General features: G+C 44.7%; 1 protein-coding gene. It reads left to right on the top strand.

Annotation, left to right across the window (positions count from 1 at the left end):
- Nucleotides 1–28: 28 nt before the first annotated feature.
- Nucleotides 29–501 (top strand): ABC transporter permease subunit (locus tag R7040_RS30505; RefSeq protein WP_318098198.1); only part of this gene is annotated, 473 nt, incomplete at its 3' end.

The raw sequence follows: 501 nt of genomic DNA, 5'->3' as shown, positions 1-501 counted from the left end.
CAAATTCAGTATTCATGCGAGGTAAGTAATGGATTTTTCGTTGATTATTGAAAGCTTCCCTGTTTACCTTCAAGGGCTTTGGACGACCGTTTGGCTGGTGGGCATTTCATTGGTGATTGGCTTGTGCGTCTCAGTTCCACTCGCCATTGCGAGAAACAGTACCAACTACGCTTTGAGCCTTCCTTCTTGGGGATTCATTTACTTTTTCCGAGGAACGCCACTGCTTGTTCAGTTGTATCTGATTTACTATGGCATGGATCAGTTTTTCCCAGTGAAAGATACCTTATGGGAACACGCGTGGTTTTGTGCTCTGGTTGCGTTTGTACTAAACACATCAGCGTATACGGCAGAGATCATTCGTGGTGCGATTAACGGTTTGCCGAAAGGCGAAGTGGAAGCCGCAAAAGCGTATGGCATGAGTAAATTTATGACTTACAAACGCATCATCTTGCCAAGTGCGTTACGCCGAGCACTACCTGCTTATTCTAATGAAGTGATTTT

It is taken from the genome of Vibrio sp. 1069 (genome assembly GCF_033340555.1).
Note: the sequence above shows the minus strand (reverse complement) of the source record. Positions and strands in the feature narration are given on the sequence as shown.